The sequence below is a fragment of the Methanocalculus pumilus genome (genome assembly GCF_055382585.1).
Window position 1 is genome coordinate 566,019 of sequence record NZ_AP042393.1, and the last position, 24,857, is coordinate 590,875.

The window sequence follows — 24,857 nt, forward strand, 5'->3', positions numbered from 1 at the left end:
GTATATCAGAGCCGTACCGGGACTCCCCGGCCGGCAAGATACTCTTTTACATCCCTGATTGTGAATTCGCCAAAATGAAAGACAGATGCAGCAAGGCAGGCATCGGCTTTCCCGAAAACAAACCCATCATAGAAATGTTCAAGTGTCCCCACCCCTCCGGATGCAACAACCGGGATATGTGTTGCTGATGCAACAGCTTCGGTGATTGGAATATCAAACCCTTCTTTGGTGCCGTCCGTCTCCATCGAGGTGAGCAGAATCTCACCTGCGCCCCGTTCTTCTGCCTCCTGCGCCCACTGGATTGCATCGATCCCGGTTGGCCTGCTCCCGCCATGGGTTACAACCTCATACCAGCAGGTGGAACCATCCGGCAGACGAATCTCTGTTCTCCCGTCCTGATGCTCGAAATTTCTCCGGACATCCATTGCGAGCACAATGCACTGAGTCCCAAATGCTGTTGCACCTTCTGATATGATCGTTGGATTGAGCACTGCTGCTGTGTTCATCGAGACCTTATCTGCTCCCGCCCTGAGAATGGCGGTGATATCCTCTGTTCTGCTGATCCCGCCCCCGACTGTGAGGGGGAGGAAGAGTTGATCTGCGGCGCGGGAGATGAGATCGATGATCGTCTTCCTCTTCTCTTTCGAGGCTGTGATATCGAGGAAGACGACTTCGTCTGCCCCCTGTTCATTATAGCGTGCCGCCAGCTCAACCGGGTCCCCGGCATCCCTGAGCCCCTCAAAATGTGTCCCTTTGACGACCCTTCCGTCCTTTAAGTCAAGGCATGGAATGATCCTGCGTGTCAGTGCCATCAACAGACTATATGTCGCATCCGGTTATCAAGCGTCTGCTTTCTTTCGGGGTTATTAAGAGATCTTGCGTCCAACTGATACTGACAGGGTTATACTATGCATACTGGTGAAGCAAAGATCCGCTGGGCGGAACAATATATGCCGGTTCTCGGCGAGATCCGGGAGAGGTTCATCAAAGAACAGCCGCTGAAAGGCATCGTGATTGGGATGGCTCTCCATGTCGAGGCAAAGACTGCTGTTCTTGTGAGAACGCTTGTTGCCGGAGGTGCCGAGGTGCATATCACCGGTTGCAACCCACTCTCAACACAGGACGATGTTGCTGATTTTCTCAGGGAATCCGGTATCCACTGCCATGCAAAGCGTGCCTGTTCCCTTGAGGAATATTATGCGGCAATCGACCAGGTACTTGATGCAAAACCATCTATTACCATCGACGACGGGATGGACTTAATCCATCGCCTCCATACCGGCAGGCGCGATATCCTGCCTCATGTGCTCGGTGGCTGCGAGGAGACGACAACGGGTATCCACCGCTTAAAGGCAATGGAAAAAGAGAAGAAACTCCTCTTCCCGGTGGTTGCTGTCAACGATACGCCGATGAAGCACTTCTTTGACAATGTCCACGGCACCGGAGAGAGCGCGCTGACTGCGATCATGGCAACAACAAACTGCATGATTGCAGGAAAGCATGTGGTTGTTGCCGGATACGGATACTGCGGCCGTGGCCTTGCTACAAAGGCGCGGGCACTGGGTGCACGGGTGATTGTGACAGAGATCGATCCACGCCGTGCTCTCCAGGCGCATTTCGATGGTTTTGATGTGATGACGATGCGTGAAGCTGCACCGATTGGGGAGCTCTTTGTCACAACAACCGGCAACTTCGGTGTCCTTACAGAATCAGACTTCACACTCATGAAGAATGGGGCAATACTCTGTAACGCAGGCCATTTCAATGTCGAGATCGATATCGGGTATCTTGAAACAAATGCGGATTCCATTGCACGGCGTGATGGGATCGACTCGTATACATTTGGCGATCGGACCCTCCATGTCCTTGCAGAAGGGCGTCTTGTAAATCTCGCTGTCCCGAAGGGAATGGGCCACCCGATCGAGGTGATGGATCTCTCCTTTGCGGTGCAGGCTTTATCGACTGAGTATATGGTGAAGAAAGGGCGTGATCTGGCACCCGGTGTTCACGAGGTACCGACTGCAATCGACGAGCAGATCGCAAAGATCAAACTCGCAGCACTTGGATGCGCAATCGATACCCTCACCAAAGAGCAGGCGGATTACATGTCCTCCTGGGATGTCGGAACATAATTCCCCTCACTTTTTTCGTATCTCCTGAATCATCTCCCGTGCGGCAAAGAGATATTCCTGGGCATAGCCCGCATTGGGGCCGAAGATCCGCCGGGCGGCATCTGCAATTCTGTCATATGAATATCGTTTATCTTCTTCAAGGTAGTGTGTACGCATGATCCGGTCGATCCAGACATCCACCGGGACAGCCTCAAACCGGTGGAAGGCAAAGAGGAGGATACAATCCGCAACCTTCTTCCCGACACCAGGAAATCCGAGAAGTTCTTTTCGCGCCTCCCTGTACGGGAGAGTAGAAATCCGCTCCACCCACTTTGGATCGGCAGATACCATTGTTGCGGTTCCGCAGAGGTATTTGTCCCTGTATCCGACGCGGCAGCTCCGTATATCGCAGAGTGGGGATGCAGCAAGCTTTTCCGGGGAGGGAAAGGCAGCGCGCCCATCCTCGATCCTCTCTCCAAATTTTTCGCAGAGGAGTTTTAAGCGTGTTTGAATCCCCGGAATATTCGCAAATGTTGCCACAATATAGGAAGCGGTACACTCCCATGCAGGCTGCCGGATGATCCGAAGACCGTATGCGGAATCGATCGCCTGCAAAAGGATCGGATCGTCAGGAAAGCCGGCAAGTATCTCTTCAAGATCCAGTTCCAGATCAAAATAGCTGATGATCTCTTCTTCTGGTGCTCCTGAGAAATGAAGGAGATCTCCATCCTGCCTGATCCGGACAGGCTTCTGGTCAAGAATCCCGCACCACCAGTCCCCCCGTTTCTCCCACAGGAATACCTGCCCGCAGGCAAGTGTCCTGTCAAGATCGAATGGGAGGGCATCTCCTTCAAGCCGGAGCGTTCTGTATGGTGGCACCTCTACTCCCCGGTGATCAGTCCACAATCTTTGAGCATTTCATATACCTCTTCATCCTCTTCTTCAAACTCAGATTCGGCTTCATAATGGTATGATATCCACCGAACCCGCATCCCCTCTATCCGGTTATAGAAGTACCAGGCGGGCTCGCCGGTTTCCGGATGAAAGATCAGGCGGAAGAAGGGGAGGATCTTCATCGGCTCTCCACCCCTCCCCGAATAGAGGTAGAGGGATCCCAAATCAAGGGGGATGAGTGAGGTGATACTCATACCCGGAAACCGAGCCCTTGTTCCGGTGACGGACTGCACCTGGCAGGAGAAGATCCCGTCCCGGTAAACAGCTGCGCCGGGAAGAATAACCTGCATATTCTTGAAACGATCCCTGATACCTTCCCGGAACCGTTCAAGGAGTCTCTCCAGCGTGGCAAGCTGTTCTTCATCATCTCTCTTTCCTGTGATACCCCCATGCCCTTTCCAGTCGTTTCTCAGATCGGCAACTTCGTCAAGAAGGGCAAAGAGCCTCTTGCTCGTCACCATGTCGATGAATTCACGGTCAGGGTTGCCAAAGAGCCTTGCCATCTCGTCATACCCGTTATCTCCTGCGATCTTCTTTCGTACCTGCCGGGCGGCTCTCCGGCAGAGGATGATCCAGCTGCGGAAGGTGGCATTTCTGTAGGTATCACGGAACTCCGGATTCTCATCCAGGAGGTCGAACTCTTCTCCTCTCAGGATCGGATCAAGTGCTGAGAGAAGAATGGCAGCGATAAACTCAGCAGATGCCTCAAAAAAATGGAGGAGGTGGCTGACCTTCTTAGCAGGAGTCTCTTCTGCATGATAGATCCAGAGTATGGATGCGAGTGGAAACGGGAGAGTCTCCATCCATTCGATGATCCCCTCCCCTTCTCTCAGTCTTTCGAGCTGGCCAAGCACCGATCGCGTGGAGTGTGGGCGCCTCCAGAGTTCTCTCTGGATCGATCCAAGCCGATCTCTTGCCGACTCGATCGAGGCGTTGATAGCAATCACCTCTGCCTGGATCTGCGGGGGTGGGAGGTAGATCTCTGTCTCTGCAAGAGTGCTGGCGAAATGTTGAATTGTTCCGGATCTTCTCATCATAAGCTCGCGGATGGCCCGGCCAAGTGCTGTCTGGAAGAAGTGTATCAGGTATTCAGGCTCGACTGTTCCGGTGCGGAGCAGGATGCATGCGGCATCTGAAGGGGGGACGCTCAGATCTTCATGCGAGATAACCGGAGGTGCAGCCGGTGAATAAGGCAGGTAGATCCTCCTACCGGCATCCTGTAGTGTTCCGCAGGCACCAGTTGAAATCGACCTTGTGATACCCGAGAATGGAACACGGGGTGCTCCATGCTCTTCTGCCAGTTTGCTGATACGCTCTTCAAGGAGTATCTCATGCAGGCTTCTGTACCCGGTTCTTCTGATGAAAAATCCTAGCTCAGGTCTTTTTCCATTCTTCTGATTTTGAAGATTCTGAAGGAGGATCCTGTGTCGTTCAACATCAGGGTTGAGTTCTCCTGCCATGATCATCTCTCTCTCCCCCCTCCGGATGATGATGAGCAGCTCTTCTTCCTTCTCTGCCTTTAGCGAGGAATCCAATCTCAGGGTAAGTGCCGCCTCGCAGAAAAATCCCGATTCTGAGAGCTTTTGGATTATCCTGCTCTCCCGAAAGAACTCCGTGTGAACAAGAGCAATAAGAGCCCCGCTATCTGAGATACGGCGTGCTGAGGTGAAGAGCAGATCAAAAACTGAGGCAGGTTTCCGGGGGAAGAGCAGAACAAGATCGAATACACGGGTCCAACCATTAAGAATTAAAATGGGATCCCCCCAGATGACTTCTATTCCATCCGCTGATCCGGCTGCCGGGGTATCGGTCATTGCGACTGCTTCAGTTGCCCCGATTCCTTCTTTTACTCTGGAAAGCAGCTCGATATTATCTGGGTATAGGGAGAGGATTGAATGGTAATTTTTTCCGGATGCATATGAGGTGATGAATGTGGTGATCCATTCAGGGGTGTCCATTGGTATCATATTCTGCCTGTCACCTCATCAAACCCTGCTGAAGAGAATACTTATCTTCTGATACTGCTCATCTGCCAGTATGAATCGCTTCCATATTATTGGATTATTTATTCTCATTGCCTTCTCTGTATCTGCCGGATGTACCGGCATTCTCCCGGTGCAGAATGATCCTGGTGAACAGATCCCGGCAACCTCGTATCCCACTGCGTATGAGCCTCAACAGGGTGACCCTGCTTCGCCGGAGCCGGGATATGCTCAGTCGAATTCTCCTTCTGCTGGTGGACTCAGTTCCATTGTCCGAATGAACGTATGGGCTGAGACACTGGATTGTGATGGCTTCCATAACATGGATGGGCTGGTTGTCAAGTACTGTTTTTTAGATTCCATGAACCGCCCTGTCAGTTTTGATGGGACATCCATATCCATGCAGGTTACCGTATACACTCCGGAAACTAACCGTCAGAATCAACAGATATCTCCAAAAATGCTCTACCGGGGATATGCCACAATTACCCGTTCAATTCCTGAAGGGAATTATCCTCTCCGTGGAATATGGATTCCCTATAGTGAACTCTCCCTTGCCGATTCCGATCGTGGCATCGGAAGAATCCATGTCAGGGCAAATCTGCCAACCGGAGTTGTTCTTGAGGCAGAAGAGAAGTATATCTGGCCTGCGGTCAGATAACCTCTCACTCTTTCATTATGAAGAACCCGATCACGGAGAGGAATAAGCCGATAAGGACGGCGATGATCCCAAGCGATCCTTTCAGCACCACGATCACCTCGGGGATGTACAGGTAAATCCCATATCCTCCGAGAAGAATAAGTACAATTCCTGCGATAAGGCTTCCAAGCCCTGCTTTATCGACCATATGTATCATATTTTCGTTCTTTTTGTAGCATATAAACATTGTTCAGATACTCCATGTGCCGTGTCAACATCTGACAAAGTCTAATGCGTCATACCGCAAACAAGACTTCATACAGGGATAGCAATGTTCTGGAATAAAGAGATGGAAACCCTTCGTGGAAGAGACCTCGAAGAACTCCAGTTAAAAAGGTTGAAATGGACGATTTCGCAGGCTGAAAAAGTTCCCTTCTTTAAAAACAAACTCCGCGCGGAGGGTCTGTCTGCTGATTCAATCCATACTCCCGATGATGTCAGGAAACTGCCCTTTACCTATAAAACCGATCTTCGTGAGGGCTATCCGTTTGGGTTCTTTGCTGTTCCAAGGCGGGATATTGTCCGGATTCATACGACATCCGGCACAACCGGCAAACCGACTGTTGTCGGATATACGCGCCATGATCTGGCGGCATGGGCAGATCTGATCGCCCGGAACCTGACGATGGTGGGCTTAACACCTGAGGATACCTTTCAGAATGCAGTAAATTACGGTCTCTTCACAGGCGGACTTGGCTTCCATTATGGCGCGGAACTGATGGGAATGATGGTGATTCCAAGCGCCACCGGAAACACAAAACGCCAGATCGAGATGATCAACGACTTTGGAGTTACATCAATCCATTGCACACCCGGATATGCTCTCCATATCACCGAAGTGATTGAGCAGATGGGCACTTCACTTCCCACGCTCAGGATCGGGGTCTTTGGGGCAGAGGCGTGGTCTGAGACGATGCGGCAGGAGCTTGAGTCACGCCTCTCGATTAATGCCTATGACAGTTACGGGATGAGCGAGATGTTTGGACCCGGTGTTGCCTTCGAGTGCCCGGAACAGAATGGCCTTCATATATGGGAGGACTGTTTCCTCTCCGAGATCATTAATCCAAAGACCGGGGAGACCCTTGGACCCGGTGAGAAGGGTGAGCTTGTGATCACCTCCCTCTCAAAGGAGGCGATGCCGCTCCTCAGGTACAGGACCGGCGATATCACCATGATCCTTGAGGATGACTGCCCCTGCGGACGGGGACGGCGTATCGCACGTATTATGGGGAGGAGCGACGATATGCTGGTGATACGCGGAATCAATGTCTTCCCCTCCCAGATCGAGCATGTGCTCCTTGGAATCCCCGAGGTGGGTGATCAGTATATGGTATATGTTGACCGGAAAAACCATCTTGATGAGATGACAATCGATGTTGAGATGAACCGCCAGGCGTTCTCGGGTGAACTGGATGGTCTCGTCGGCCTCCAGATGATGATCTCACGGAAGCTGCATGATGCACTCTCTCTCAGAACCACTGTCCGGCTTGTGGAACCCGGATCGCTGCCGCGGTTTGAAGGAAAAGCCAAACGTGTTGTGGATCGGAGGGGTGATCTCTGATGCATTCCTGGGATCCGCGGATCGAGGAGATGCCAAAAGCAGAACTCGAAAAAGTCCAGTACCGGTTCCTGAAGACCCTCGTATACCGGTTGTACAGCTTCTCGGATTTCTATCATGCCCGGATGAAGCAGGCAAACGTTCATCCCGATGATATCAAAACACTTGCGGATATCCGGCTTCTCCCCTTCATGTACAAAAGTGACCTCCGGGACAATTACCCGGACAAGCTCTTCTGTGCTCCACAAAACGAACTTGTCCGGTACCATGTATCATCGGGAACAACCGGCAAACCGACGGTTGTCGGATATACCCAGAAAGATCTTGACCTCTGGACGACATCCCTTGCACGTGGACTCACCTCCTGCGGGATTGGGAAAGGGGATGTGATCCAGGTCTCCTATGGGTATGGACTCTTCACCGGGGGGCTTGGCCTGCACTATGGTGCCGAGCGGATCGGGGCAACGGTTCTTCCAACCAGTGTCGGGAACACCGAGCGGCAGATCGAACTGATGCAGGACCTAAAGGCGACCGCCATCGCCTGCACGCCATCGTACCTGATCCATATCGGCGATGCGGCCGAGCGGATGGGGGTATCGATCCAGAAGGATACCCAGCTCAGGTCAGCTATCATCGGTGCAGAACCCTGGTCAGAGACGATGCGAAACCGGATCTACGAGACGATGGGTGTCCGCGCCTATGATATCTACGGCACAAGCGAGATATCGGGCCCGATGTTCTCAGAATGTTCTGAACAGAAGGGAATTCATATCTGGGGTGATATAGCAATCCCCGAGATCATCGATCCGGAGACTGGCGAGCCGCTCCCGCCCGGTGAACATGGCGAGCTCGTCATGACCGTCCTCCAGAAAGAGGCACTTCCGATGATCCGGTACCGTATTGGGGATCTGACACAGATTCTGGATGAACCCTGCCCCTGTGGCAGGACACATCCCCGTATTAAGCGGATCTCCGGGCGGGTTGATGATATGCTGATCATCCGGGGCATCAATGTCTTCCCCTCAGCCGTTGAGCATGCGATCTTAAGCATACCGGAGTTATCAGGCCATTTCATGATCGAGGTCGATCGGAAGGGATCACTCGATGATATGCTTGTCCGTGTCGAGATGGCACCGGAGGCATTATCTGATAAGATCAATGATCTCATCAACATCAAACGAAAGGTTGAGCATACCTTGAAAAACGCCCTGAATGTGGCGGTACAGGTCGATCTCTCTGAACCGGGATCATTACCCCGGTTTGAGGGGAAAGCAAAACGTGTCATCGACAGGAGGGTATTCTGATGCAGGGAGACTATATCATCAAACAGATCTCCATCTTTTCGGAGAACAAACCCGGGCGGCTCGCGGCTATCGCAGAGGCGCTCGAGAAGAGTAATGTGAATATTTATGCCTTTTCAATTGCAGAGGCAAACAGTTTCGGGGTTGTCCGTGCACTCGTTGACAAACCCGATGATGCCCGATCTGTCCTTGAAAAACTCGGGTTTGCCGTCCAGTTCACCGATGTGATTGCTGTTCGAATGAAGGATGAGCCTGGAGGTCTCCATGCGGTGGCACAGATCCTCGGTGATGCCGGGATTAATATCGAGTATGCGTATGCTTATTCCGGCAGAGAAGCCGCGGTGCTGATTCTGAGGGTGAGCCAGGCCGGTGAGGCAATCTCAAAGATTCAGGCAGCAGGCGGCTCCCTCCTGAGAGAGAGCGATCTTGGGTAGTCCTATTCCTCCTCTTCTTTTGTGAACATATGGACGCGGCCTGCGACTTTGTCGAGATTGATGACAAAGGCGATCCCGTTGCCCGGTTTATCAAGTTCCGCTGCCGATACGATCGCCTCAAGGATCGTATCGGTCTGCTCGGGACTGACGATTGTCAGGATAATCTCCTTTTCAGGTTCAATCCTGATCCCAAGCAGTGTCTGCATCTCATGAATGCCGGTTCCACGACCGGGAATAATGGTGCCGCCTGATGCACCTGCTCTTCTGGATGCCTCGATCACCTGTCGTGACCAGCCTTTTTTAACAATTGTTACAATGAGTTCTTTATAGCCTTCACAGATCATGATGAATTCACCTTTTTGATTCTGAAGTAGATCCCAAGTACTAGAATGGAGAGGATTGGGGCAAGGGCGATTAACGCGATCAGTCCGAAACCGTCGATGATCGGATCCCGCCCTTCAATTCCTGCTGCAACACCAACAGCAAGTGCCATTAGGAAAGTGACTGCCATTGGTCCTGTTGCAACACCGCCTGAGTCAAAGGCGATTGCAACAAAGTCCCGATCCGAGAGCCAGAGGAGGATGATGGCAATTGCATATCCGATAATTATGAGGGGAAGAAACGAAAACCCGATGACGATCCGCGCCATCCCGAGTGCAACGGCGATCCCAACACCGATGGAGAGGGTATAGAGGATCAGTGTTCCCCTGATAAAACCGCTTGAGGATTGTTCAACCTGGGTACTGAGGATTCGGACTGCAGGCTCAGCATAGGTTGCCAGCATTCCGAGAATGAATCCAAACGGGATGAGAATCCATGCTTTCCCAATAGCGCTGAAGAATGATCCGATCGCATCTCCTGCCGGGATGAATGCGATATGGACGCCCTGGAGGAAGAGGATCATCCCGATGAGGGTGAAGAAGATCCCTTTAAAGAGGTTGATCACATGCCCCATCGGGAGTTTCAGGTACGTCACCTGAAATAGGATGAAGAAGATTGAGAGTGGGATGAGTGCAATGACTGCATCCTGGATGACTTCCGCAATACCGTTGAATATGACGAGTTCGGCTATCATACCAGAATCCCAAGGAGCATAATGCCGATGATCGGGCCGATTGACGCAAGTCCGATTAAACCGAATCCGTCTGTCAGTGCTGATCTACCGGCAAGAACAGAGCTCAGGCCGATTCCAAGAGCGAGGATGAAGGGGACTGTGAGCGGTCCCGTCGTCACCCCCCCTGCATCAAAGGCGATCTGCAGGTAATCTGCCGGAGTAACTAATGCCAGAAGGATCACAAGCAGGTACCCGCCGGTAAAGAGCCAGGTAATGGGAACACCAACGACGATCCTGAGCATCGCAAGTGCGACGAAGATCCCAACACCTGCTGCAATTGAGAGGATCATCGGATCGCGTGCGATTCCACCATTTGAGACCATCTCGACCATATTCGTCAGCACACGCACATCCGGCTCTGCGACTGTTGCAAGGAACCCGATTAAAAAGGCAACAAAGATTACAAGGTAGATTGATCCGTGTTTTGGAAGGTCAGATCCGATCGCCTCACCCATCGGAAGAAGACCGTTATTCACCCCAATCAGGAAGAGAGTAATGCCGGCAGTGAGCATGATGACTCCCAGGCAATAGTTGACCAGATCTGAAACTGGTGAACTGGTGAGAACTGCAAGGACGATCAATACGATGAGGGCAATGGGTGCCACTGCCTGAATGACCTCTTTTAATGTTTCACGCCCTTCACTCAACATTCCTGTTCCATCCTGCCCGTTCCTTCATGAGCCATACTGAAACCGGATGCCAGCCATCGCATGTATCGGAAAAAAACCTGTATCCGGGTATGGATGTATATTCACTCTGAAATCGTAAAAAACAGGTGGTTGTCAGGTATTGTAGGCAGATGTTTACTGCTTCTCCCACCTGAGCAGATCCATCACAACCGAGAGGGTTGATCCCCTCCGTATCTCTTCGCGGAGCCGCTCTTCGGTTTTAAAGACCTCAACTGCGCGGCGGCTGATCTCATAGGCATGCTCCTTTGGAATGACGACGACACCGCTTGCATCCCCAATGATCCAGTCCCCCGGACGAACCGCCTGTCCACAGCACCGGATCTCAGGATTGATCTCACCAAACCCTTTCGGCTCACCGGCATTTGGGACTGCTGCTGTTGCATAGATGGGAATTGTCATTTCGAGGATATCGTCAAGGTCGCGGACCGCCCCGTCGATGATAACGCCAGCAACACCCTTATTCTGGCATGAGAGTGTTGCCAGTTCTCCCCAGGGGGCGATGGTTCTGTCCCGGCTGTTATTGATCACGATCACATCCCCCGGTTGTGCATGGTCAATTGCCTCAACAGGCTTTGCCCAGTCTCCGGCAAAGGTCTGGACGGTGACTGCCCGGCCGATCATCTTCCCCTCTCCCGCATACCGTATGAGTCCGCTCATTGCGCCTTTTCGGTGCATTGCATCTGAGACATTTGAGGATGAGACAAGCGTCAGCATCCGCCGGATCTCCTCATTCCGATCGACCTTCCGGAACGTGGCCTTCACCGGCGTATCGATTGCAGATCGGATCTCCCTGGTCGATCTGGTTACATCGGCTGATCTGATGATTGCACCGCCGATGATGACAATCGCCGCCCCATGTGCAACTGCCTGCGCTGCCCGCGCCGCATCAAGCCCTCCGGCAGCGGCAATCGGGATGGAGACTGCTCCGGTGAGTTGCTCAAGTAAGTCGAGAGAATCTTTCCCGATCATCTGCTGATCGATCCCGACATGGGCATTGATGATATGCACACCCATCTCCTCGAGCTCACGGGCGCGGGCTACGGGATCTGCGACATTCATCATATCCCCCATCAGCCGCACCCCATAGAGATCTGCTGCCTTCACCGCCTCCCTGATGACCGCATCATCGGATTCGGCCAGGATGCAGATGACTTTTGCGCCCGCTTTTGCTGCCATCTCAACTTCAAGCGCCCCGGTATCGCTGATCTTCATATCGGCAATGATGGTGGTATCGGGATGGTGTTTTTGTATCTCCGAAACAGCGCTCATCCCCTCGCTCTTGATGAGCGGTGTTCCGATCTCGATCCAATCGGCTCCACCGGCAATTGCTTCGTCAGCAATCGCATAGGCGCGGCTGAGATCGAGGATATCAAGTGCAACCTGAAGAATCGAGGATTTCATACTTTACAATTGTGGTCTTCATCCGGCTTAAAAGCTGTTTAAAAGAGAGAGGGCCGGATCAGATCACTCGGATCCATACCGGTCTGTGAAGGTGATATCAGAGAGGTTCTTCTTCTTTGCGAGGACAAACCCTTCAGTCTCTGCTTCACCTGCGGCAATCAGCGAGATGAGCTTGTAATTGTCCGGAACACCGAGGAGTTTTCTGATCGGCTCTGCATACTCTTTCCCTTCCCCTGCAACCCAGCAGGATCCGATACCATATCCAGTCAGGGCAATGAGGATGTTTTCTGTTGCAGCACAGCAGTCTTCAACCACATACTGCTGGTCGCGCTCGCCAAAGACGGCAAAGCAGACGGGTGCCTCGGCGATAAACTTACCGTTGGTGGCGAGGTTTGCAATCTCCTCCCTGAGCGCCTTGTCCTTGATTGTTCCAAAGAGCCAAGGCTGGATATTCTTTGCAGATGGAGCAGATTTTGCACATTCAAGGACTTTCCTGATGATCTCGTCCGGAATAGGAGTGTCCTTGAAGTGCCTGATGCTGTGCCGTGCCTGAATGATGGTGACGCCGAAATTGGCGATGTTTTTATTCTGGATCATAGTAGATCAGAGTGCTTTTCTCAGGGTTATTTGTTACGCAGGTGGAGGCGGGTGATCAATGCAAGTGCACCGAGGGATGTTGCCAGGGCAAGAGGTGCTGCGGTTGGTTCAGGAATGGGTGTAGCAGTAGACTCCTGTGTTGCAACGGGCGTTGGAGCGGGTGTTGGTGTTGCCACAGTGGGAAACGGTGTTGCAAGAGTTGTGGGTTTGGGTGTTGGGATTGGTGTCTGCGTGGAGGCAGGTGTCGTGGTTGTAGTCTTTGATAGTGAAACCGTCTCACTGAGGGGAGTTATTGTTTTTCCGACGACATTGTAGTTGTCTTTCATGTTATTGGCATTGCAGAAGGCATAAAAATCATAAACGCCGCGTGAGTATCCTGCATCCGGATACCAGACCGGTCCGGTCATGTAGGGATTTCTATCAACTGCAAAAAGGAGGGGTGTTGCAACACCTGCACGGTTTGTTAAGGTAGAATATTCTATGCCATCTTTTTGGTTGACACGCACCTCTATTGGTGCTCCGGCAACCCCGGGGCGTACTGCCATTGCATGCAGATTTGTCTCAATACGGAACTGAAGTTCAAAATCCATCGGCACCCAGAGCCCTGTCCTGTCTATCTGCCCATAGTCAACATCATAAACCCTTATCCCAAGGTTTGGATCGGCTACAATAATTGCCGGACTGTTGGTTCCCATATTGTACCATGTTCCGGTTTTCCCCTGGAATGTCTGAGGTGCTACATAGAATGAAGTAGCATCACTTACCTGAATGGTTATGGTAGGGCTGCCTGTGGTGGGTGATCCCCCTGCTGCAAACCACCCGAGGGTATCCCCATCTGCAACACCGCATGCAGTAATGTCGAGCCCCTCTTCACCAATAAATACCGTACCGCCAGCTGGGATGTCAGATATGGCGGCATGTGCCGGGGTGATGAAGAAGAGGGCCAGAATGAAGATACACCCAAAATGGATGATCCTTCTCAGTATTTCTCTCTGTATCATATCCGATCAATGGAGGCTTCAGACTCTTGATAGTTTCTAAGGTGGGGGTATCGGGTCTCTTTAGAAAAGGCCCAAAATGGTCGACCATATATTCGAGAAACCTTCGGTGATCAAAACCGTCGGATCGATCCCAAGCAGCGGGAAGATGAAGATGAAATAGAGGAATGTCCCAAGCGTGCTCCCGACATTTGCGAGTGCTGCGACAAGCACAACCCGGAAGAGGGGTATCCCGCTCATCTCGGAGATGCTCTCAGCGGAACTGATGGCTTTAAAGTCGGATACTGCGGGTTTCCTGATCTTTGCCTCGACAATTGCGGCAAACCATCCGGCAGCAAGCAGCGGATTGAGGGAGGTGAGCCATGCAGCTGAGAAGGCGACTATGGCAGAGATGGGGTGTCCCCGTGCAAGGAGGGTTCCAAGTGCTGCCAGTGTCCCGTTGATGATAACCCACCAGGCAAATGCGGTGATCAGAACATCGGTTCCGACACCTGAGAAGAGGATTGCAGTGATGAGGGAGAGGAAGAGGATGAGCACACCAACCCCGATGATCTTTCCCCAGGGACGGCGGCGGATCTCAGCGGTGAGTGACTGTAGTGAGGGAAGGGTTTCCGGATTGCTCAGGTATCTGGTAACGCCCGCAAGATGCCCTGCGCCGATTACTGCCAGGACACGCTCCTCACCCTTTAGGAGTGGAATGAGGCTCTGGGCGAGATAGGCATCCCGCTCGTCAATGAGGGCTTTTGCTCCATTTGGAGAGAACCTCCGGAACTCTTCAAGCGCAAGGGTGACAATATCCTGATCAGTCAATGAATCAATATCCAGCTCTTCGCCGGAAACTCCCGTGACAGAGATGGCGAGGGCATAGATCATCCTGAACTTTTCCCTGATTGTCATCCCGCTCCAGAACCGGGAGAGGGTGATCCTGATATCCCGATCGATGAGGGCGACCCTGATCTGCTTCTCCTCGGCAAGGCGGATCGCCTCTTTCATCTCGGCACCCGGTTCGATGCCGACGTTCATACCGATCTTTCTCTGGACATAGGCGAGCACCCACTGGATGAGCATCTGGGTCATGTTACCGGATTGAAGGATATCGGATATCTTTGTTTCCTGAACCTCATTCTCCTGCTGTTTTAATGCTGCATAGCGTGGCGCATCCAGCTCCACAGCAATGATGTCGGGTTCGAACTCAGCGATGGCTGCAGTTACCTCATCGATACTCTTCTGCGAAACATGCGCAGTTCCAACAATCCTCAACTCACCCATGAATACTCCACATTCCTCTGCTGTCAAAGACAACATTTTTTCCTACAGGGATTGTATGAGAGGAGAAGATCTTCAGAACGGCGTTCTCCTCCTCATCTTCTGCTTCCTGCCTCTTCAGGAGGCATGAAGCGAGTGCGTCTGCCTCTTCCGGAGTAATCTCCTCCCCGATCCCGGGACATTCGGAGATTGTTATCGTATCGCCGTCAAGTGCAAACGGGTATGTCCGGCAGATCCATGGTCGTGCAGAATAGATAGAGCATCGCCCATCTTCATCCAGAAAGATGCATCTTCCGTCCTCATTCTTCAGGCACCACTCGAAGGTAAACCATCCCCCTTCAACTGACTCGATGTATTCGGGATATGGCACAACAATCCCGTCCCTCTCCAGTCCGGTAGCTTCAATGATCCAGTCAATCTCGGGAGGCGAGACGATCACCCTGCTCGTTTGCTCATCACCCCGGCAGCATGCCCCGCATTGCAGGCACTGAAAGCCGTTTGTCCTGATCTTGTGGCTGATAGCTTCTATTCTGTGCATATCCTGTTGAAATTCTTGTAGATCAGAGATCCATTCTCAGTATGGCTCACTTCCGGATGCCATTGCAGGCTAAAGATCCGTTTTTCAGTGCTTCCCATCGCCTCGACTTTGCAGATCGATGAGGTGGCAAGGATCTCAAAATCTTCCGGTGCCCGCTTCACCTCATCGGCATGGGATGCCCAGACATGAATGGTGTCGGGGTATCCTTTGAGTATGCTGCTATGGTTTTGGATCGTCACATCAAGGCCACCATATCCTCCGCTCTCTCCAGGTCCGATCTCGCCACCGAGTGACTGCGCGATCAGCTGGTGGCCGAGGCAGATGCCAAGAACCGGCAGATCGAGTTCAAGATAGTCGGGACAGCGCCCAATCCGGTCGATGCTTGGTCCCCCTCCGAGAATGATCCCCCGGCACCCTTCCTCAACTTCAGACGGTAAAGTCGTATTTGGGATCATCTTCACCTCAATATCGAGGTCGCGGAGCATCCTGTGGATGAGGTGATTGAACTGCCCGTAATTATTGATGACAAAGAGGGGTTGCATATTCTGCTTAGTATTGGCTCTTACCCCTCTTATCTCTTCAGGAATATGCGGATATTGTCTGGAGAATCGCCTCCCTGATCCTGGATGGTGAATGGCCAAGTGTTGCGGCAAGGAACATCGCGCCGCCTGCCCCCATTCCTTCCTTCACCTCCCCGATACAGTATCTGGCAAGTCCGCTATGGCCGAGTTCTCCAAAATCCGGATCGACATAGATTGGAGTAACGCCGATTGCGTCTGCTGTCTCGGGGAAGTTTGCCGATGGATCGTCGCGGACATAGACTGTTGTGACAACACGGGGAATGTGCAGACCAAGCCCTTTGGCAACAGCAGCAACAGAAAGCATCTGTGTGCCCCCGGCAAGAACCACATCACCTGAGAACCCTTTGATCATGCCGCAGGCAACCGGCATCATCGGATCTCCTGTTGCCGAGACGATATCAAGCGGCTCTGTTATCCCCTCGTCTCTCAGTCGTCTGGTGATCAATTCAGCAATCTCCTCCTTCTGTGAATGCGGATTTTGAATCATGCTGCTTGAGACCCGGGCAGGGAATCCAAGGGCGCGGAGGACACAGAGTGCTGTGGTGGTTCCCCCCGGGACACATTCCCCTATCACCAGCATATCCGAGAGGTTTGAGAGGAGGGATCCAAGCTGCTCCCCTTTGAGATATAGTGACTCTGCATCCGGGACAGCCGCCCCTTTGCGCGGATCTCCTCCGCCTCTTCCATAGAAATCAAACGTGGGAATTGTCGGGGGATGTGCGAGCCCGGCATTAATGAAGAAAGGGGTGAGCCCTGTCAGCTGCATCATCGCGCGGGTGATTGTGGCAGGTGTCGGGCAGCCGGTCGGGGTATCGGGGCGGATCGGCATACTGGTGATCCTGCCATTTACGATCAGTTCAGAATCGAGAATCGGGGTGAAGAGGGTCTTCTCGGGTGAGGGTCCTGCACCGGAGATACCGGGAACTGTTGAGAGCATGGTATTTGCAAGTATCGGGGCAAAGACCGGTCTTTCTGGTGAATAGCTGATATCCTCTGAAAGAAACGCCATATACGTTAAGTATGGTATGCTTCAAAGATAATGATCGCTATGTTTGAGATCGAAGAACGCCTGGGTCGCGCAGGTGTTTTGATGGATGCGATACTGGATGCCGCAATGGAGCTGTATGTCCCCCATGGGCTCTCCCCAGAAGACGGACGTTTGCAGCTTGAACAGAATATAAGGCGCGCATTTGCAGATCCGAATGTCTCTGCACTGCTGCTCTCTGCGATCCTGCTTGAGGATGAGCTGTATGCGAAGAGAAAAGACTCTGAGATTGCTGACGATCCGGTATTTCTCCTGGCTGATGAGATCATTGGAATGGCGATAGCAGAGGTGATTGCAGGTACCTATGCCCGGTTTGAGTTCACCCGGTATGATCAGAAAAAACCGGGGATTCTCTCGACACTGGGTCCCTTCCTCGATGATGCCGTTGCGGGACTTATCGCCGGATGCACCTCAAAACTCTATAGTGATAGTCAATGAGCCTCATCGAGGGGATCCGGGCACTGCTCCAGTTTACGACGATCCTCCCTATCGGGAGATCGGCTGATTTTGATGCATTTGCCACCCGTTCATATCTCTACCCGGTTGCCGGGTACCTGATCGGCGGGCTGGCGGCGATCCCCCTGTTCTTCATCCCTTATCCCCTTGCAGCAGCGGCTGTCGCCCTCGGGCTCCTGCTTCTTCTCTCGGGCTGTAACCACTTTGATGGTCTCCTTGATCTCGGTGATGGCCTGATGGCTCATGGGAGCAGGGAAATACGAATCCGCGCCCTTACTGATCGGCAGGTTGGGGCGGGTGGGGTTGCCCTTGGCCTCTCCATCACGCTCATCTCGTTTGGCGCACTTGCATCACTTGCAATCATACCGATTGCGGTGCTGATAGCGGAGGTTGCAGCAAAAGCGTCGATGGCATCACTAACCTGCATTGGGCGGCCGTTTCGGGAGGGTATCCACAGCTATCTCTTCTGGCGCAGCCGCCCATGGTTTGTAGCAGTTGCATGGCTGCTGACCCTTCCGCTCTTCCTGCTCCCCATCCCTCCAATCGCAGTGGTCTCAGCACTATTTGGTGCATCGGCTACCACATTGTTTCTGCTCTTTTCCGGAGAGCAGTTGTTTGGCGGGATCAATGGTGATCTCGTCGGGTCAGCAAATGAGATCGTCCGCGCTGTGGTTCTCCTCTCACTGCTGATAGCGCTGTAAATGATCCCGGGCTGGTTTACCGTACCCAGAACGGATGAAACCCTTCTCCCTTTTCATCATTACATTCTATTGCATTGGCCGATGGATTGGCGACAATGGTGTTGAACATGGTCTGGGCAGTCAGAAGTTCAAATGCATTCCCCGATCCGCGCCCCTGCTTTTTGAACTCCTGCGCATAGGGGTTGGGGACGAGCCGCTTTCCATCCATAATGCCTGCACAGTGGATGCAATGAACACATCTGGTATGGATCGATACTTCTTCAGTCGCGCACTCGACTGTGATACGGTCATTTTTGCCTCGAATGAACGGTAATGTCTTCATCAGGTGAGGATAGGTGTGGATAGTTCATCATTGTATCGCTTCTTTTGGGAATTAACCCAAATTAAGAGAAATATTTTATATAGTTCTCTTTCCAATCTAGTATACTCGCATTGGACTGAATGTACGCATGATTGTCCTTGAATGAGTGGAGGATTGAGAATGGCAGCAGAAAAGCCACACATGAATTTAGCCGTTATCGGCCACATTGACCACGGGAAGTCAACCACTGTCGGTCGCCTTCTCTATGAGACCGGCAGTGTGCCCCAGCATGTTATTGATGGATACAAGAAAGAAGCAGAGTCAAAGGGCAAGGGTTCCTTTGAGTTTGCATGGGTTATGGATAACCTCAAAGAGGAGCGTGAGCGTGGTATCACGATCGATATCGCCCACAAGAGGTTCGACACTGCAAAGTTCTACTTTACCGTCGTCGACTGTCCTGGCCACCGTGATTTCGTCAAAAACATGATCACCGGTGCATCACAGGCAGATGCCGCAGTACTTGTTGTTGCAGCGCCTGACGGCCCGATGGAGCAGACAAAGGAGCACGTCTTCCTTGCACGGACACTTGGTATCAACCAGCTGATCATTGCTGTCAATAAGATGGATGTAGTGAAATATGATCAGAAGCGGTTTGATGAGGTAAAATCACAGCTCTTTGATCTCATCAAGATCGTTGGATTCAAACCCGATGATACCATTGTCATCCCAATGAGTTCATTCACCGGCGTGAATGTCTCCAAGAAGTCCCCGGAGACCCCATGGTATACCGGCCCGACACTTCTTGAAGCACTCGACACCCTGAAAGAACCCGAGAAGCCAACCGACAAGCCGCTCCGTCTCCCGATTCAGGATGTCTATACCATCTCCGGTATCGGAACCGTTCCAGTCGGCCGTATCGAGACCGGTATCCTGAAGAAGGGAATGAAGGTCTCGTTCATGCCCGCTAACAAGGAAGGCGAGGTTAAATCCATCGAGATGCACCACGAAGAGCACGCACAGGCTCTCCCCGGTGATAATGTCGGTTTCAACGTCCGTGGTATCGCAAAGAACGATATCCGCCGTGGCGATGTCTGTGGTCCGGTTGATGCACCCCCGACAGTGGCAGAGGAATTCACTGCACAGGTTGTTGTTCTTCAGCACCCAAGTGTCCTCTCTGTTGGATACACTCCGGTCTTCCACTGCCACACCGCACAGGTTGCATGCACCTTCCTTGAGCTTCAGAAGAAGCTCGACCCAAGAAGCGGTCAGGTCAAGGAAGAGAACCCTGCTTTCCTCAAAGCTGGCGATGCTGCAATTGTAAAGATCGTCCCCACCCGCCCACTCGTCATTGAGAAGGCAAAGGAGCTTCCGCAGCTCGGCAGGTTCGCTGTCCGTGATATGGGATCCACCATTGCTGCAGGTATTGTTCTCGATATCAAACCAAAGCAGATGAGATAATTCTCATCTTTTTTTACGGTGACTCCCTATGCAAAAAGCCAGAATACGCCTTACCGGGACCGATTATAACAAACTCGAGTCGGTCTGCTCCCGGATTCGTGAGATCGCCGAACGAACCGGTGTCAATCTTGCAGGTCCGATATCGCTTCCAACGAAGCGCCTCGTTGTTCCTATCCGGAAGAGCCCTGATGGAGAAGGAACAGCAACCTGGGATCGCTGGCAGATGCGTGTTCACAAACGCCTCATCGATATCGATGCAGACGAGCGTGCACTCCGCCAGCTGATGCGAATTCAGGTACCCAAGGACATCGGCATTGAGATTGTCCTTGAGGGCTGATCATCGTGAGATAGCGGCATGAAAGCCGCATCAGATACCCAATTTTATCATCGGCTCCTCCAACCGGAGTCGCTCTTCATTTGTATTCTTCTGGCAACCCTGATCCTGCGGTTTGCATTTCTGGATCTGAAGTTATATCACCATGACGAGGCGGTACATGCCTGGTTTGCATACCAACTGCTGACAAAAGGCACCTATATCTATGATCCAGTCTTCCATGGACCCTTCCTCTTTTATGTAACCGCAGGTCTTTTTTCGATCTTTGGGGATTTTGATCTTGTCGGCCGGCTCTTCCCGGCACTCCTTGGAACCCTGCTTGTTGCACTTGTCTATCCCCTTTATAGAATGGGATATCTTGATGGGAAGCAGATGCTTGTTGCGGCATTATTCCTGGCACTCTCTCCGAGCATGGTTTATTTTTCGAGATTCCTCCGAAATGATATCTTCATCGCGTTCTTCTCGCTTCTGCTGGTTGTTGCCGCCCTTGCGTACTTCAACTCAGGGAAGCTCAGGTTTGCCCTTGTTGCAGGGCTTGCAGCAGCCCTTGGGATGTCAAGCAAGGAGAATATGCCGATCGTCCTTGTCATCTTTGGAATATATCTCCTCTATTGCCTATGGACACGGCGTCTTGTCTTCCCCCGGACGTGGAAGAGGGATATCCTGCTTTCAGCAGCTCTTGCAGGGGGCATTATTGCCCTCTTCTACTCGTCGTTTGGAGCACACCCGGAGATTGTCCTGCAAGCCGGCCAGATGGCAATCTCCCACTGGACCGGGATGCATGAGGTTCAGCGGCTTGGTGGACCATGGTTCTTCTACCTGATACTCTTCGTCCTCTATGAGGTGCCGATCATCCTGCTTGCAGGCATGGGTCTCTTTGGATTTATCGCCGCAAACACGACGTCCCTGAAACTGCATTCAAATGATCCGGAACGCAACTCAGGAACCGGGGATAAGTCATCGGCATCTCCCTTCTCCTCAACTGTGATTGAACGTATATCATCGTCCCTCAGGCGGCCTGATCCCGGTGTCGCTTATGATCCAAAGACAGAGTTCATCAGGTTCTCTATCTGGTGGATGATTGCATCTCTTGCCGTCTATGCCTATATCGGTGAGAAAGTCCCCTGGCTCATCCTGCACCAGCTGCTCCCGATGGTCTTTGTTGCTACTTTCAGGCTTGACCGCCTGAAGATGGTTATTGTGGCAGTGGGTGCCGTCTTCCTCCTCGGAATGACGCTTCATGTGGCATTCACTCCCGGTGATATCGCCGAGCCGATTGTACAGGTGCAGAACTCTGAAGATCTCCGTCTTGTTATGCAATGGATGGATGAATCGGATCGGATTGCTGTTGCCACAGATACCATATGGCCGCTCAACTGGTATTATCGCGATGCGGATCGCTGGTCAAAGATCACGTATTTTGGAGGGAAGTCCAACAAGGGCTCCCTCATGGCAGGAAACTTTGACCTGATCATCACTCATGACCAGGATAGTTATGATGACATCCCTGGATTTGAGAAGACGACCCTCAAACACAGCTACTGGGTAACCTATTATGAGGTGAAGGGAGATCTTATCCGGTATTATTTCACCCGTCATGTTGAAGTGGGGAGTAAGCGCTATGATATATTCAGATCTGCTGCTTCTGTCTGATGGGTTTTCTCATCCGGAATGTTGTTGATTGCTTCCCCTCCTCTCTCTCTCTCTCTCTCTTCTTACCTTCATTTTGGTCGAAACAACCTCAGGAGAACAAGAAAACTTCACTATTTTCTCACTGGATATATCGTCCGTATGTGCAGAAATTCCATCCAATGATACCAGTTCTTGAGAATCCGGAGAGGTATAACAATACTGGAATAGTCAGTTTTCTCTATTTGGTAATGAAAAAGAGGTGCAGGTATTATTGAAATGAGTTAAAAATAGGTTGGATTAATTATCCAAGCTCATCCCATGCATTTCGTTTCTTCATAACGACAAATCCAATCACGATGATGGCAATCGCACCAAGAATAATCCAGAGGTATGGCTGACCGGGATCAACAAAGACGGGGAGTGATTCGACCTGCTCCTGCAATTCCCGTGCTTCGGCAAGAACACTCTTTCCCTCCGCAAGGGCATCGTCTGCCTGCCGCTCTGCCAGAGCCAGGTTGTTTGTATCATAGTTTCCCTTTGCAGTATCAATCTGGTTCTTGACACTCTGCCGTTTTGATGAGAGTAATACCACACGTGCGTCAGATCCCATGCTTTTATTCGTGGTAAAATAATTAAGCACTCCATCAATCTCTGCAAGAGTGCTCTCTGCACTGGTGATCGCGTGCTGAACAACTGCCCGCTCAAGGAGCGCCCGTCCATCAGCTATTGCGGCCTGTGCTGAATTCAGGTTTGACTGGGCGAGTCCCGCATTGTTACCTGCTACTTCAGCACTCTGCAATGCAGTCTGGGCAGTGGTGTATTTTGTGTATGCTTCGGTGGTGTCAGCACCCCGTGCTTTTGCCTCATCTATCTCATTCATAAATATTTGAAGTTCTGTTTTTGTTGAGGCAATTTCTGTTTGTACTTCTGCCGGGTTTATCACTTTTTTAGTGAAGAGCTCCTCCCCATTCGGTCGAACATTATCACTTGAATCAAGCTGGCGAATGCGCATGACTGTCTTATCTGAGGTTGCTGAAACGTCAGGTGCCACGCCCTCAAGGCTGACACGAACTTTTAATTCGCTTGTTGAGGGATATTCCAGGTCAAAACCTGATATTCTAACCGTTCTACCACTCTCAACAGGACGGGGATTTTCAATACTGTTCAACACAATAGCGATATTCCACTTGGGAGAATCCAGATCTGTATAGAATTGTAGTGTGTCTGATCCAGGAAATGTTGTTCCGGATGCAGATATGAAGTTTGTTATTGTCGTTTCGATGTTCACTCTCGTTCCTGGAGTGAGATCTCCTGTTGGCAAGCCTGTTGGGGGCTGTACGGTGATAGCTGTTGCAGAAACAGCACAGAGTGCACAGCAGGCGAGCAGTATAGTAAGTAGTACCCGTATCTTCATCTTCATCTCCTCATTCAAAGAGCGGATCGATCGCATCCTCAAACATGGTCGATTGCCTGTCTTTGGATTTTATAACGTCCTGTTTTGTTTCTTTAGCCACTTCAAGGAGTTCGGTAATCCGTGGGGCATTCCCGATGGTCGCAAGGACGACCACAGCGGCGATATAGTTTGATTCAAGCGGGTAGTCGCCTCCACGGACCTCAACCCCTGCGATGTTCTCTTCCACCCAGGATTTGGATTTCTCAACACCCTTCCTGTCCATCTCGTCAGGAGGTCCTGCAACAAGAACCAGCGCCCGCTCGGCTGTCGTATAATCACAGGGGAGTGTCAGTCTGCCGAGCATGGCTCTTCTGACAAGTCCGATGATCTTTGCTGATTTGTCCTCGCCGGTGAGGGCACTTTCAGCCTTATCTTTCTTGCCAAATCCCGCAAAGAGACCTTTCTTTTGCTTGCTTTTGGTGATCACGTCAGAAATGGCGTACCCGATAGTGGATATTCCGCCTCCCCTGAGCGTGTTGATGATCTCTGAAGAGTCAACGACCATCTCGCCGACGCCAAGTTTTCCGACCTCGCCAGCGCGGAAGAGAACGCCGAATCTCCTGACAAGTTCTTCATTCAGCCGCTCATAGGCACTCTTGACACTTTCTCCTTCATTCTTCCATGCACTGTTGTCGAAGATGAAGGTGTTGTCGGCTTCATTTACGAGTGTGGCAAGACTGCGGGCAGCATTGTATGAATAGAGCCGGCCTTCTTCAGGTGCCGGGATCATACCAAGTGCATAGACCGGTTCACGATAGATGCGTTTTAAGTGTCGGCAGAGCACCGGAGTGCCACCGGATCCGGTACCTCCACCAAGCCCTGCGACGACAACAAAAGCATCGATATCATGTGTTCCGCGAGTGTCGATCGCATTAATGATGGTGTCTATCTCATCTGCCGCAATTTTTGCGCCGGTTACATTGTCTGTTCCAACACCATGCCCCTTTACAACTGTCTGGCCAATGAGGAGCCTGTCTTTCATTTCTATATGTTTGAGGCCCATAAGGTCGGTTCTTGCCGTATTAACGGCAATACCGCGGAAGCTGCCCTGTTGCAGTTTCCTGTCCTGGGCAAGAAACATATCGACAATTTTGCCTCCTGCCTGTCCAAATCCAATGAAAAATACCCGCATTTAGATGACACCATCCACACTAATGGTTTTACCTTTAGTATCTCCTGTATTTATGGCTTCTTAGTTTATATGATGGAAAGATTCAAAAACTTTCTTATGCTCCCTGATATCACATAAGATG

General features: G+C 51.6%; 27 protein-coding genes. 10 read left to right on the top strand and 17 right to left on the bottom strand.

The window, feature by feature from the left end:
- Positions 1–5: 5 nt before the first annotated feature.
- Positions 6–812, bottom strand: a complete 807-nt coding sequence (hisF, locus tag ACZ44I_RS02980; protein WP_464548893.1) for an imidazole glycerol phosphate synthase subunit HisF — start codon at positions 810–812, stop codon at positions 6–8.
- Positions 813–908: 96 nt separating this feature from the next.
- On the opposite strand from hisF, the gene ACZ44I_RS02985 reads away from it, so the two are divergent.
- Positions 909–2,132 carry an adenosylhomocysteinase gene (locus ACZ44I_RS02985; protein WP_464548891.1) on the top strand — a complete coding sequence of 408 codons (1,224 nt, stop codon included), beginning with the start codon at positions 909–911 and terminating at the stop codon, positions 2,130–2,132.
- 6 nt (positions 2,133–2,138) lie between these two features.
- On the opposite strand, the gene ACZ44I_RS02990 is transcribed toward ACZ44I_RS02985, so the two are convergent.
- Positions 2,139–2,990 carry a DNA-3-methyladenine glycosylase family protein gene (locus tag ACZ44I_RS02990; protein WP_464548889.1) on the bottom strand — a complete coding sequence of 284 codons (852 nt, stop codon included), beginning with the start codon at positions 2,988–2,990 and terminating at the stop codon, positions 2,139–2,141.
- Positions 2,991–2,992: 2 nt separating this feature from the next.
- Positions 2,993–5,032 (bottom strand): restriction endonuclease subunit S domain-containing protein, encoded by a 2,040-nt coding sequence (locus tag ACZ44I_RS02995; protein ID WP_464548887.1) that lies wholly within the window; start codon positions 5,030–5,032, stop codon positions 2,993–2,995.
- 70 nt (positions 5,033–5,102) lie between these two features.
- On the opposite strand from ACZ44I_RS02995, the gene ACZ44I_RS03000 reads away from it, so the two are divergent.
- The gene (locus tag ACZ44I_RS03000; protein WP_464548885.1) at positions 5,103–5,708 is read left to right on the top strand and encodes a hypothetical protein; all 606 of its coding nucleotides are present in this window, start codon (positions 5,103–5,105) and stop codon (positions 5,706–5,708) included.
- A gap of 4 nt (positions 5,709–5,712) precedes the next feature.
- Here ACZ44I_RS03000 and ACZ44I_RS03005 read toward each other — a convergent pair whose 3' ends face one another.
- Entirely contained in the window at positions 5,713–5,895 is a 183-nt protein-coding gene (locus ACZ44I_RS03005) for a hypothetical protein (RefSeq protein ID WP_464548883.1), read from the bottom strand.
- Positions 5,896–6,018: 123 nt separating this feature from the next.
- Here ACZ44I_RS03005 and ACZ44I_RS03010 point away from each other — a divergent pair, with 123 nt between their 5' ends.
- The 3 genes from ACZ44I_RS03010 to ACZ44I_RS03020 are packed head-to-tail and all read left to right on the top strand — an operon-like array spanning position 6,019 to position 9,040.
- Positions 6,019–7,308 (top strand): phenylacetate--CoA ligase family protein, encoded by a 1,290-nt coding sequence (locus tag ACZ44I_RS03010; protein ID WP_464548881.1) that lies wholly within the window; start codon positions 6,019–6,021, stop codon positions 7,306–7,308.
- On the top strand, positions 7,308–8,609 hold the full coding sequence (locus ACZ44I_RS03015; RefSeq protein WP_464548879.1) for a phenylacetate--CoA ligase family protein: 1,302 nt from the start codon (positions 7,308–7,310) through the stop codon (positions 8,607–8,609). The genes ACZ44I_RS03010 and ACZ44I_RS03015 overlap by 1 nt, the downstream gene beginning before the upstream one ends.
- Positions 8,609–9,040 (top strand): ACT domain-containing protein, encoded by a 432-nt coding sequence (locus ACZ44I_RS03020; RefSeq protein ID WP_464548877.1) that lies wholly within the window; start codon positions 8,609–8,611, stop codon positions 9,038–9,040. The genes ACZ44I_RS03015 and ACZ44I_RS03020 overlap by 1 nt, the downstream gene beginning before the upstream one ends.
- 2 nt (positions 9,041–9,042) lie before the next feature.
- Here the strand turns inward: ACZ44I_RS03020 and ACZ44I_RS03025 are convergent, their stop codons facing one another.
- From ACZ44I_RS03025 to cobT, 10 genes are all read right to left on the bottom strand, one after another.
- Positions 9,043–9,384 (bottom strand): P-II family nitrogen regulator, encoded by a 342-nt coding sequence (locus tag ACZ44I_RS03025; protein ID WP_464548875.1) that lies wholly within the window; start codon positions 9,382–9,384, stop codon positions 9,043–9,045.
- Positions 9,381–10,115: a DUF1538 domain-containing protein gene (locus tag ACZ44I_RS03030; protein WP_464548873.1), complete on the bottom strand. Its 735-nt coding sequence runs from the start codon at positions 10,113–10,115 to the stop codon at positions 9,381–9,383. The genes ACZ44I_RS03025 and ACZ44I_RS03030 overlap by 4 nt, the downstream gene beginning before the upstream one ends.
- Positions 10,112–10,804 (bottom strand): DUF1538 domain-containing protein, encoded by a 693-nt coding sequence (locus ACZ44I_RS03035; protein ID WP_464548871.1) that lies wholly within the window; start codon positions 10,802–10,804, stop codon positions 10,112–10,114. Before ACZ44I_RS03035 ends, ACZ44I_RS03030 begins: the two co-directional genes overlap by 4 nt.
- A 153-nt stretch (positions 10,805–10,957) precedes the next feature.
- The gene (locus ACZ44I_RS03040; RefSeq protein ID WP_464548869.1) at positions 10,958–12,244 is read right to left on the bottom strand and encodes an orotidine 5'-phosphate decarboxylase / HUMPS family protein; all 1,287 of its coding nucleotides are present in this window, start codon (positions 12,242–12,244) and stop codon (positions 10,958–10,960) included.
- 63 nt (positions 12,245–12,307) lie between these two features.
- Complete coding sequence (locus tag ACZ44I_RS03045) at positions 12,308–12,841, bottom strand: nitroreductase family protein (RefSeq protein ID WP_464548867.1); 534 nt, start codon at positions 12,839–12,841, stop codon at positions 12,308–12,310.
- Between the two features lie 26 nt (positions 12,842–12,867).
- Entirely contained in the window at positions 12,868–13,842 is a 975-nt protein-coding gene (locus ACZ44I_RS03050) for a DUF3821 domain-containing protein (RefSeq protein ID WP_464548866.1), read from the bottom strand.
- Positions 13,843–13,902: 60 nt separating this feature from the next.
- Positions 13,903–15,108 (bottom strand): TraB/GumN family protein, encoded by a 1,206-nt coding sequence (locus tag ACZ44I_RS03055; RefSeq protein ID WP_464548864.1) that lies wholly within the window; start codon positions 15,106–15,108, stop codon positions 13,903–13,905.
- Positions 15,101–15,643 (bottom strand): YkgJ family cysteine cluster protein, encoded by a 543-nt coding sequence (locus ACZ44I_RS03060; RefSeq protein ID WP_464548862.1) that lies wholly within the window; start codon positions 15,641–15,643, stop codon positions 15,101–15,103. Before ACZ44I_RS03060 ends, ACZ44I_RS03055 begins: the two co-directional genes overlap by 8 nt.
- The gene (locus ACZ44I_RS03065; protein WP_464548860.1) at positions 15,631–16,185 is read right to left on the bottom strand and encodes a GMP synthase subunit A; all 555 of its coding nucleotides are present in this window, start codon (positions 16,183–16,185) and stop codon (positions 15,631–15,633) included. The genes ACZ44I_RS03060 and ACZ44I_RS03065 overlap by 13 nt, the downstream gene beginning before the upstream one ends.
- A 37-nt stretch (positions 16,186–16,222) precedes the next feature.
- Positions 16,223–17,233 carry a nicotinate mononucleotide-dependent phosphoribosyltransferase CobT gene (gene cobT, locus ACZ44I_RS03070; protein WP_464548858.1) on the bottom strand — a complete coding sequence of 337 codons (1,011 nt, stop codon included), beginning with the start codon at positions 17,231–17,233 and terminating at the stop codon, positions 16,223–16,225.
- A 39-nt stretch (positions 17,234–17,272) separates the two neighbouring features.
- On the opposite strand from cobT, the gene ACZ44I_RS03075 reads away from it, so the two are divergent.
- Together ACZ44I_RS03075 and cobS are read left to right on the top strand one after the other, a co-directional pair.
- On the top strand, positions 17,273–17,707 hold the full coding sequence (locus ACZ44I_RS03075; RefSeq protein ID WP_464551661.1) for a phosphatidylglycerophosphatase A: 435 nt from the start codon (positions 17,273–17,275) through the stop codon (positions 17,705–17,707).
- The gene (cobS, locus tag ACZ44I_RS03080; RefSeq protein WP_464548857.1) at positions 17,704–18,426 is read left to right on the top strand and encodes an adenosylcobinamide-GDP ribazoletransferase; all 723 of its coding nucleotides are present in this window, start codon (positions 17,704–17,706) and stop codon (positions 18,424–18,426) included. The genes ACZ44I_RS03075 and cobS overlap by 4 nt, the downstream gene beginning before the upstream one ends.
- A gap of 16 nt (positions 18,427–18,442) precedes the next feature.
- Here the strand turns inward: cobS and ACZ44I_RS03085 are convergent, their stop codons facing one another.
- Entirely contained in the window at positions 18,443–18,748 is a 306-nt protein-coding gene (locus ACZ44I_RS03085) for a hypothetical protein (RefSeq protein WP_464548855.1), read from the bottom strand.
- A gap of 159 nt (positions 18,749–18,907) precedes the next feature.
- Between ACZ44I_RS03085 and tuf the strand changes: the two genes are divergently transcribed.
- The 3 genes from tuf to ACZ44I_RS03100 are packed head-to-tail and all read left to right on the top strand — an operon-like array spanning position 18,908 to position 22,172.
- Positions 18,908–20,185 (top strand): translation elongation factor EF-1 subunit alpha, encoded by a 1,278-nt coding sequence (gene tuf, locus ACZ44I_RS03090; protein WP_464548853.1) that lies wholly within the window; start codon positions 18,908–18,910, stop codon positions 20,183–20,185.
- Positions 20,186–20,213: 28 nt separating this feature from the next.
- Positions 20,214–20,522 (top strand): 30S ribosomal protein S10, encoded by a 309-nt coding sequence (gene rpsJ / locus ACZ44I_RS03095; protein ID WP_255333248.1) that lies wholly within the window; start codon positions 20,214–20,216, stop codon positions 20,520–20,522.
- A gap of 18 nt (positions 20,523–20,540) precedes the next feature.
- Positions 20,541–22,172: a flippase activity-associated protein Agl23 gene (locus ACZ44I_RS03100; RefSeq protein WP_464548851.1), complete on the top strand. Its 1,632-nt coding sequence runs from the start codon at positions 20,541–20,543 to the stop codon at positions 22,170–22,172.
- A 280-nt stretch (positions 22,173–22,452) separates the two neighbouring features.
- Here ACZ44I_RS03100 and ACZ44I_RS03105 read toward each other — a convergent pair whose 3' ends face one another.
- Both ACZ44I_RS03105 and ACZ44I_RS03110 read right to left on the bottom strand, forming a co-directional pair.
- Positions 22,453–23,565, bottom strand: coding sequence for a hypothetical protein (locus ACZ44I_RS03105; RefSeq protein WP_464548849.1), 1,113 nt, complete (start codon positions 23,563–23,565; stop codon positions 22,453–22,455).
- 10 nt (positions 23,566–23,575) lie between these two features.
- On the bottom strand, positions 23,576–24,736 hold the full coding sequence (locus tag ACZ44I_RS03110; RefSeq protein WP_464548847.1) for a tubulin/FtsZ family protein: 1,161 nt from the start codon (positions 24,734–24,736) through the stop codon (positions 23,576–23,578).
- Positions 24,737–24,857 lie beyond the last annotated feature (121 nt).